This window comes from Meridianimarinicoccus aquatilis (assembly GCF_004358675.1).
Lineage (GTDB): Bacteria > Pseudomonadota > Alphaproteobacteria > Rhodobacterales > Rhodobacteraceae > Meridianimarinicoccus > Meridianimarinicoccus aquatilis.
Map to the genome: position 1 here is coordinate 1 of NZ_SMZO01000090.1, position 9,223 is coordinate 9,223.

The following is a 9,223-nucleotide window of genomic DNA, read 5'->3' on the forward strand; positions in this document are numbered from 1 at the left end:
GCTTGACCCGTTCGCCTCCAATGTTGGCCCAGTCTTCGCTCCAGTCGAACTGGAACGCCTCGCCGGGCTGAAACACCAAGGGAACGTAGGTGCCGCGTCCCGTCGTTTGTGCAGCCCGATGCCGATCCGCACGCCAAGCGCGGGCAAAAGCCGCCACGCGACCATAGGAGCCATCATAGCCAAGCTTCACCAAATCAGCATGCATCTGCTTCACCGTCCGCCGTTCCTTGCGCGGTTTGCGTGTCTGCGCCAGCAGCCAGGCAGACAGACGATCCGCATAAGGGTCCAGCTTGCTCGGCCGTGATGGCGTCTTGAACTTCGGCTCAACCGCGCCCTCGCGCAGGTACTTTCTGATGGTGTTGCGAGACAGCCCCGTGCGCCGCGAAATCTCGCGGATTGGCATTTTGTCACGCAATGCCCAGCGTCGGATAATACTCAAAAATCCCATGTCGATCACTCCATATCTCCCCGACCAAATCCGTCGGGGTAGCGTGTTCACATGGGTCAGTTCTCAGTGAAAATTTGGGGGGCTACCGGGTCACTTCTCAGCAGAAATCAACAATCTTCAGGAAGTTGGCGTGCTTCCACACCATTTTCCGCGAAGGTCTGCAAGACGGCCCCTTGAAGCGCTTCCGCACGTGACATTGCGTAAGTCACACCGGCCATACATGCGTTTTCAATTTGCGCCTGTGTTGTCCCGTTCAAACCGTTCCAAACATCACCGTTTACATAGAGGTACTGGGAGGTGGATGGCTGGTGCCAACCTGGGAGGTGATAATATTTCGCAACCTGAAAGAACCCGAGCTGTTCGTCGACGGTAGGCAACGAGAATTCGGTTGCGTCAAGCACACCTGTTTCAAGCGCTTGATACAATTCGCCACCTGGCAGAACCGTAACAGACATACCGACTTCCTTCATAATCTCACCGCCCAAGCCCGCGGCGCGGAACTTCAGGCCTTCAAGCTGTGAAACGGATTCGATGGGGAACTTAAACCAACCCGCAGCTTCGGGGCTAATGACGCCGCACAGGATCGGGTGAACGTTGAATGGCTCAAAGAGCTCTTCCAACAGCTCGTTTCCGCCACCCTGATACATCCAAGCCGTGAACTGCGCTGGTTCCAGACCGAAGGGCGTCGCGCCGAACAATGCGGATGCAGGAACTTGGCCGCGCTCATAACCCATCCAGCTGTAACCAGCATCGATTTGGCCTGTCGCGACACTTTCAAAAACGGCAAGCGCGGGGATCATCTGGCCCGGCTCAAATACTTCAAACTGAATAGCGCCGCCCGAAGAGGCGCTCACACGTTCGGCAACCCAAGGCAACGCATCGCCCAAAGCCGTCAAGCTGGAAGAAAAGCTGATAGGCACGGCCCATCTTACGTTTTCAACTTCTTGAGCATTCACGGGCAATGCGGCCGTCGTAGCCAAAAGGCTGGCAACCACTGCTCCTGAAAAATTAGTCTTCGCTGACATTTGTCGTCCTCCCAAAAGTTACACCCAACGACAAACTGCATACAGTACGTTGGTTAGTGTGGATTAAGGGATACATACGAGCGCATTCATACGAACGATTTCAGACAATAGAAGTGCGTATTCGATCATTGTGATTTTGCGACTGGTGAGGCTTTTGTCTATTGTGTGGATTGGGGCACAGGGCCTTTCCCACGGAAACGGTTACTTGTACGGAGAACAGCGCGATGCAGGACTACGGCGAATTTGACTATGTTATTGTCGGCGCTGGCTCTGCGGGCTGTGTCCTAGCCAATCGATTGAGCGAAGATCCAAATAAGCGTGTCTTGCTTCTCGAAGCGGGAGGCAAAGACAATTACCACTGGATCCATATCCCCGTTGGGTACCTTTATTGCATCGGGAATCCGCGCACCGATTGGGGCTTTAAAACCGCGCCCTGCAAAGGTCTTGGAGGGCGTTCGCTCCTCTATCCGCGTGGCCGGGTTTTGGGTGGATGTTCCTCAATCAATGGCATGCTCTATCTGCGAGGGCAGTCGGCTGACTACGACAGCTGGAAGCAAATGGGGAACACAGGCTGGGGCTGGGATGACGTGCTGCCCTATTTCAAAAAGTCCGAAGACTACTATGGTGGACCCAGCGACGCCCATGGGTCTGGTGGCGAATGGCGCGTGGAAGAGCAGCGTCTCAACTGGGAAATTCTGGACGCATGGAAGGACGCCGCAGTCGAGGCTGGTATTCCCGAAACCCAAGATTTCAACTGCGGTGACAACTTCGGTGTTGGCTATTTCAAAGTGAACCAACGCAATGGCTGGCGCTGGAATACCTCCAAAGGCTTCCTGCGCCCCGTCAAATCCCGCCCCAATTTGGAAGTCATAACCCACGCGAAGGCTGAGAAAGTTTTATTCTCGGGCAAGACCGCGACGGGTGTGCAGTTCCTTCGCAAGGGCAAGGTCTCCAAGGTCAACGCCAAGCGCGAAGTCATCCTTGCCTCTGGCGCGATCGGTACCCCGCAGCTGTTGCAGCTGTCAGGTATTGGCCCCGGCGCGCTTTTGCAAAAACACGGCATCGGTGTCATCCACGATGCCCCTGACGTCGGCGGCAATCTGCAAGACCATTTGCAAATTCGATGCGCCTACAAAATTCAAGGGGCAAAAACATTGAACGTCATGACCTCGACACTTTGGGGCAAGGCAAAAATCGGTTTGGAATACGCCATGAAGCGCACCGGGCCAATGTCCATGGCGCCAAGTCAGCTTGGGGCGTTTTCCTATTCCGATGATCGCCTCTCAACGCCAGATCTCGAATACCACGTGCAACCTGTGACCCTTGAAGCCTTCGGTCAAGACCCGCATGATTTTCCCGCTATCACCGCAAGTGTTTGCCATCTGCGCCCCGAGAGCCGTGGCCATGTTCACATCACTTCACCCAAGGCGGATATTCATCCAGAAATTCAACCCAATTACCTGTCGACAACGGGCGACTGTGTTGTTGCGGCAAATGCAGTTCGCCAGACCCGCAAGATCATGTCCCAGCCGGCCCTCGCGCAATATATGCCAGAAGAATTCAAACCGGGTTTGAATATGCAATCGGATGAAGAGCTTCTTGAGGGTGCCAGCAAGATCGCCTCGACAATTTTCCACCCCGTAGGGACTGCGCGTATGGGAACAGACCCCTGCGCTGTTGTTGACCCACAATTGCGCGTCAACGGCATCAAAAATCTTCGGGTGGTTGATGCCTCTGTTATGCCGACAATAACGTCGGGCAACACAAACTCCCCGACAATCATGATCGCCGAACGCGCCAGCGACCTCATCTTAAACGCCGCCCGCTGAGCTCTTCAGGGCCTGTTTTTTCAACATGATCGGCCCTTACCGGCCATTGCCCCACCCTACGCGATGCTGCGGTGCGGCCCGTCAAAGGAGACGTTCGCTGCAACCGCAAACACCGAGCCAAGGCGTCCGGCCGGTCCATTTAAGGCTAACCTTCTGCTTAAGCGAATAAATCTGATCTGCCAATTGACTCAGCCAGATAATGTGGGAACGATTAAACAAGCTATTTTACTCATCGGATATGAACGAATGTCTATTTTGCCGCTGCCCATCGAAGAACAAGTCGATGAAATAATCTCGGAGCTTGACCATATTTTCGAACCAGATGAAGGTGCGAGGCTCGTAGCCACTGGTCGCCAAATTTTGATTGTCCGAACATCACAATTCTTCACCGCAGGACACACAACAAGCGGCGTAGCTGGAAGTCAGGCTTACATTCGGCTGTTAGGTTCGCCCTCACCCAGTTCCGAAGTCACAAATGGGTACATCCGGTTTGTCGGACCTCAGGACATCCGGACGCCGACTTACACGTCAGAACGAAAGCAGATCAATATTTGGGTAAACCAAGACTATTTGCCGATGACTTTGGCTCAGATGCAGCATTCACAGCGCTACTTATGGGTTGGTTTTTTTGGTGCGCATACTTACGGCGATCTGCATTCTTCACCATGACTCGATACTAAGTGCATCCTTTGAGGTCGTAGGTGCAGCGGTAGTTGTGGAGCTGTTGCATAATGAATGGCATGAGCCGATGCGCTTGCGGCCCAGAGCCGCCATTCGCTGACTGTTTGAGCGCTGAGTTGCAGCTTTCGCATTGCTGCCGTTCATGCATTTTGCAGCATTTTTGACAGGCGAGTGGCGGCTGAGCGGGACTTAGTTACCTTCTGGCTCGCGTTTTTGAATGACTGCTCTGGAAGATTTGGTTGTGTTAGATAAAGGTGTTGAAAAATTAAACCAAGGCGCTTTAGTTTTATGTTCCGCGATCTCTCAATACCTGCCATTTCCATGGGGCTTCTAGCTGCGTTCGTAGGATATTCGGCGTCCTTCGCCATTGTGCTTGCGGGGTTGACGGCAATGGGTGCCAGTGACGGGCAAGCTGCGACCGGATTGTTCTTTGCTACCGTCGGTATGGGTATTTGCAGCATTTGGCTGCCTGCCGTGACACGCATTCCCGCTGCCGTGGCATGGTCCACGCCGGGGGCCGCTTTTCTTGCGGCAACGGCAGCTTTGCCGGGCGGTTTTAGCGAGGCTGTCGGGGCGCTGATTTTTTGCGCCGGATTGATCGTTCTAACCGGATTCATTCCAACCCTTGGCCGGATCGTAGCCGCGATCCCGAAACCCATCGCGAACGGGTTGCTTGCTGGTGTCTTGCTCAAACTGTGTCTGGCCCCTGCACTTGCGCTCGGCACTATTCCTCTGTTGGTGCTGCCGGTGTTGGCAGCGTGGCTGATTGGGTTGACATGGAACAAGCTTGCCGCAATGCCGTTCGCGGTGCTTGCGTTTCTTGTGGTTCTCTATTTCGCTGTCGATACGTCTGGAAACGCTGTTCAAGCAGACACGGCATGGCTTCCCACCTTTGCCCCCGCTGCCCCGACCTTTACGATCCAATCGTTCTTTTCCATTGCTCTGCCGCTTTATCTGGTGACGATGGCGGGCCAAAATATTCCCGGCTTTGCGGTGCTGGAACTGAACGGCTATCCGGTGGAACGGCAACCCTTAATCCGCAAGACCGGCCTCGTCAGCCTTGCGTTTGCACCTTTTGGATCAATCCCTGTCAATATGTCAGCAATTACGGCGGCAATGATGGCTGGTGAGGACGCAGGCCGCGATCCAGCAACCCGCTACTGGGCTGCGATCACATCGGGGATCGTTTATGTATTGTTGGCTTTTGCTGCAGCTCTTGTAGCGTCACTGGCCAGTCTCGCGCCGCTAGCTCTCATAACGGCAGTGGCTGGACTTGCGCTGATCCCAGCTTTAGTCGGCTCAATCTCAGCTGCATTCAGTGAACCGGCCCAGTTGGAAGCGCCAGCCCTTACGTTTTTGATTGCAGCAAGCGGCATGACACTTTTCGGTATAAGCGGCGCGTTCTGGGCTGTTTTAGCTGGCGCTCTCATCTGGTTGGCAAAGACGACTGCAAATAAATCAACTGATCACTAACCCCGCCTCATCCTTTGAAGCAGACCTTAGTGCAAGCCGCAGCACCATGAACTTTGGGCTCATTGCCGCCTAGTGCCGGTGCAGCAACGCGGTTTATTGAGTGACCCTTGAACCCGCCGTTCGTGAAATCTGGAAATCTGTTGCTTTTTAGCTTGTTGTCGGTTTTCGCGAGCGTTGACGTTTTGGGTGCAGTCATAGCAATTTTTAAGCGTAATGGCGACACGGAGCCCACATTACCCAAACTCTGCAACGCAGCGAATGGCTGCTGTCACGAGAAAGTCCAAACACATTCAACAGCTGCTTAGGATTTGAAAGGGGTTTACTCCGCTGATCACAGAGAGCCCCAACATCCGTCAGCGAATTGGCCGATTGGCACCCATTATGCGATCTCTTGGAACAGTTCTGATATCAACTTGCGCAGCCATTGCTGACCCGGTTCGCGTTCGGTTCGCAGATCCCAGCAAAGGTCGAATGAAAATACGACTTCTTCCAGGGGCAAAGGAGCTGAATGCAGGTGTTTCAGCCGAGGATCCAGCTGTAACAAGCGACGGGGCGCAATCGCGATCAAGTCTGAATTGGCCACAATATCGGGAATGTCGAACCAACTGGAAACTGTCATCGCCATGTGTCTTTCTAGCCCGCGTGCAGCAAGCACGTCATCGATCACGGTCGTTCCGGTGGCAGATTGCGACAGTTTTACATGCGGCAAAGCAGCATACAGGTCTGCCGTCATTGGCTTGAGCGCATCTGGATGATCAGGTCGCATCAAAACTACGATGTCGTCTGCCACAAGCCTTTGGCTTCGAACTTGTTCTGGCTGTAGGCGGCCGGGTGTCAAGCGTATCTGGACATCAACCCTGTCCCAAACGCTATCTGTTGAGATGGAAAACGGAAGGATATCCACGGATACGCTGGGCGCATCTTTTTGCAGGCGTTCTGCCAGTCGCGGTAGGATGAAACCTGAAACATAGTCTGTGATTTGCATCGTAAAGACGCGATTGGCCTCGGAGGGGACAAATTGGTGTTGCAATGAAATGGCACTTGAAATGAAGCCAAGCCCTCGCTCGACCTCTTGGCTTATCTCTTTTGCGCGCTCGGTCGGTTCAACCCCATCAGCGGTCCGGTGGAAAAGTTGATCGTTCAGCATGATACGCAACCGCGCCAGCGCGTGACTGACCGCTGACGGCGACAGACCAACCTCATCAGCGGCACCTGCGATTGAACCACGGGTCATGATGGCCCTGAAGATAACAAGGAGATTCAGATCAAATTTGCGCAGGTTCATCATGGTTGGCCACACGATACGCTGCTTGCGATTTGCACCGCAAGCCTTGACGGGTCCGTGCGTGCCAAAGGTATCAGCGTGTCCACTCCACAATCGTCAGGGTGACCGCTGGCACGAACGCAACCAGCAGCAAAACCGCGATCATAACCCCCAGCATGGGCATGAGCGGGCGCGCAATCTGTCCGATACTCAGTCCACTGATCGCCGCCCCCACAAAGATTGCGTACCCGAACGGCGGCGTCGCCATGCCAATGGTGAAATTGATCGCAACCATTGCGCCGAACTGTACCGGATCCATGCCCAACTGTTCGCCAATAGGCACCAGAAAAGATGCCAGAATGATCATTGCAGCCAAATTATCCATCACACAGCCAATCACCAGCAGCATCAGATTAACCAACAGCAGGTAGATCACCGGACGGTCAGAAAACCCTTCCAGCGCACCAGTGACCTGTCGCGGGATTTGCTCAAACGCGATAATCCAGCCGAACCCGTTGGCGAGCGCGATAATGAACATCACCATCGTCATGGTTTTCAACGAATTGCGCGTCACTGGCACGATGTTGGTGAAGTTCAGTTCGCGGTAAACGCCAAAGCCCAACACTAGTGCAAAAACTGCCGCTACAATGGCCGCTTCGGTTGGCGTGACAATACCGCCGTAAATGCCGCCCAACACGACGACAGGGCCCATTAGCGCCCATTTGGCGGAGTTGAACGCTTGCCAAATTTCGGCCCCAGTGGCGCGAGGCTGGGGCGGGATTTTGTGTTTGCGCGCGTGGAGAAATGACAACATCATGAGACCTGCCGCTAACAAAATACCTGGTACAATACCGGCAAGAAACAGCTGGCTTATCGAGGTTTCGGACATCACACCCCAAACTACCATGGGAATGGACGGCGGCAACATCGGCCCGATAATCCCACCAGCAACAGCTAGAGCGGTCGCAAAGGCACGGGAATAGCCGCGTTTTTCCATTTCGGGGATCATGATCACACCAATCGCCGCTGTGGTCGCGGGGGCGGAACCGGACAGGGCCGCGAAGAAGGCGCAGGCCAACACAGCCACCATCCCCAATCCACCAGTCCGGTGACGCACCAGAACATCGGCAAACCCAACAAGCCTGCGCGAGATGCCACCAGCGGTCATTAAATCACCAGCCAGAATGAAAAATGGAATAGCCAACAAGCTGAAAGACTGCGTGCCTGATACCATGCGTTGCGCAAAGATCATCGTGTCGATGCCGGCGACCCAAAGGGCTGCGATCGTCACCAGCCCCAACGCGAATGCAAGTGGGACGCGGATCAGTAGCATCAGCGGCAAACCGAAGACGAGGATAAGAACAATCGCGTTCATTGGATGTCCGGTCTTGGGGATTGGGGGCGCACGGGTTCAATGAACAAGGCGACGGAATGCAGGATCAGCAAAGCACCACAGACTGGAACGCTGAGGTACAACGCCTCAATCGGGATTTGGAGGGCTGCAGTTTTTTGTCCCGAGGTCCGTTGAACATAGCTAATACCCGCCGTGAGGGTCACACTCCCGAACACAAAGGCAAGGAGCGCGACCAGTCTTTCGGACATGTGGTACGCCAATCCCCACTTTACAGGGATCGTTTCAATCGCAACATGGAACCGTTCGCGCAGGCCCACGGTCGCGTAAAGGAGAACTAGCCATGTGAACAGAATGATGGCCATTTCTTCGGTCCAACTGGGCGGTGCGCCAAGGAAGTAGCGCATCAAGACCTGCGTCACCAAAAGACCCAGCATGACGTAGATAATGACCACACAAAGGTTGGCCACAAGCCGGCCCAAAAGGAGGCTTGTGGCCGAAACGTAACGTACCAGAACAGGTATGATCGGCACGCGCCGCTCCTCAGTTCGTTGCGACAGCGGCACGGGCGCGCGCCATCAGATCACTACCTGTTGATTTCTGCTGAGAAGTGACCCGGTAGCCCCCCAAATTTTCACTGAGAACTGACCCATGTGAACACGCTACCCCGACGGATTTGGTCGGGGAGATATGGAGTGATCGACATGGGATTTTTGAGTATTATCCGACGCTGGGCATTGCGTGACAAAATGCCAATCCGCGAGATTTCGCGGCGCACGGGGCTGTCTCGCAACACCATCAGAAAGTACCTGCGCGAGGGCGCGGTTGAGCCGAAGTTCAAGACGCCATCACGGCCGAGCAAGCTGGACCCTTATGCGGATCGTCTGTCTGCCTGGCTGCTGGCGCAGACACGCAAACCGCGCAAGGAACGGCGGACGGTGAAGCAGATGCATGCTGATTTGGTGAAGCTTGGCTATGATGGCTCCTATGGTCGCGTGGCGGCTTTTGCCCGCGCTTGGCGTGCGGATCGGCATCGGGCTGCACAAACGACGGGACGCGGCACCTACGTTCCCTTGGTGTTTCAGCCCGGCGAGGCGTTCCAGTTCGACTGGAGCGAAGACTGGGCCAACATTGGAGGCGAACGGGTCAAGC

At 54.7% G+C, this 9,223-nt stretch carries 9 protein-coding genes; 4 read left to right on the plus strand and 5 right to left on the minus strand.

What is annotated here, in order from left to right; all coding sequences use genetic code 11:
* On the minus strand, nucleotides 1-448 hold a 448-nt coding region (locus tag E2L05_RS19555; protein ID WP_394346566.1), incomplete at its 3' end, for a MerR family transcriptional regulator.
* Nucleotides 449-555: 107 nt separating this feature from the next.
* The gene (locus E2L05_RS19560; RefSeq protein WP_243722070.1) at nucleotides 556-1,473 is read right to left on the minus strand and encodes a TRAP transporter substrate-binding protein; all 918 of its coding nucleotides are present in this window, start codon (nucleotides 1,471-1,473) and stop codon (nucleotides 556-558) included.
* 224 nt (nucleotides 1,474-1,697) lie between these two features.
* Between E2L05_RS19560 and E2L05_RS19565 the strand changes: the two genes are divergently transcribed.
* The 3 genes from E2L05_RS19565 (at nucleotide 1,698) to E2L05_RS19575 (ending at nucleotide 5,456) form a co-directional block, all read left to right on the plus strand.
* Complete coding sequence (locus tag E2L05_RS19565) at nucleotides 1,698-3,302, plus strand: GMC family oxidoreductase (protein WP_133344621.1); 1,605 nt, start codon at nucleotides 1,698-1,700, stop codon at nucleotides 3,300-3,302.
* A gap of 183 nt (nucleotides 3,303-3,485) precedes the next feature.
* A complete protein-coding gene (locus E2L05_RS19570; RefSeq protein ID WP_133344623.1) occupies nucleotides 3,486-3,971 on the plus strand; it encodes a hypothetical protein in 486 nt (161 codons plus the stop codon).
* A gap of 300 nt (nucleotides 3,972-4,271) precedes the next feature.
* A complete protein-coding gene (locus tag E2L05_RS19575) occupies nucleotides 4,272-5,456 on the plus strand; it encodes a benzoate/H(+) symporter BenE family transporter (RefSeq protein WP_133344625.1) in 1,185 nt (394 codons plus the stop codon).
* A gap of 379 nt (nucleotides 5,457-5,835) precedes the next feature.
* Here the strand turns inward: E2L05_RS19575 and E2L05_RS19580 are convergent, their stop codons facing one another.
* From E2L05_RS19580 to E2L05_RS19590, 3 genes are all read right to left on the minus strand, one after another.
* Entirely contained in the window at nucleotides 5,836-6,744 is a 909-nt protein-coding gene (locus E2L05_RS19580) for a LysR family transcriptional regulator (RefSeq protein WP_133344627.1), read from the minus strand.
* Between the two features lie 70 nt (nucleotides 6,745-6,814).
* Nucleotides 6,815-8,095, minus strand: coding sequence for a TRAP transporter large permease (locus E2L05_RS19585; protein WP_133344629.1), 1,281 nt, complete (start codon nucleotides 8,093-8,095; stop codon nucleotides 6,815-6,817).
* Nucleotides 8,092-8,604, minus strand: a complete 513-nt coding sequence (locus tag E2L05_RS19590) for a TRAP transporter small permease (protein WP_243722072.1) — start codon at nucleotides 8,602-8,604, stop codon at nucleotides 8,092-8,094. Before E2L05_RS19590 ends, E2L05_RS19585 begins: the two co-directional genes overlap by 4 nt.
* Before the next feature lie 171 nt (nucleotides 8,605-8,775).
* On the opposite strand from E2L05_RS19590, the gene E2L05_RS19595 reads away from it, so the two are divergent.
* Nucleotides 8,776-9,223, plus strand: a 448-nt coding sequence (locus E2L05_RS19595; RefSeq protein WP_394346566.1) for a MerR family transcriptional regulator, incomplete at its 3' end; no start/stop codon positions are given.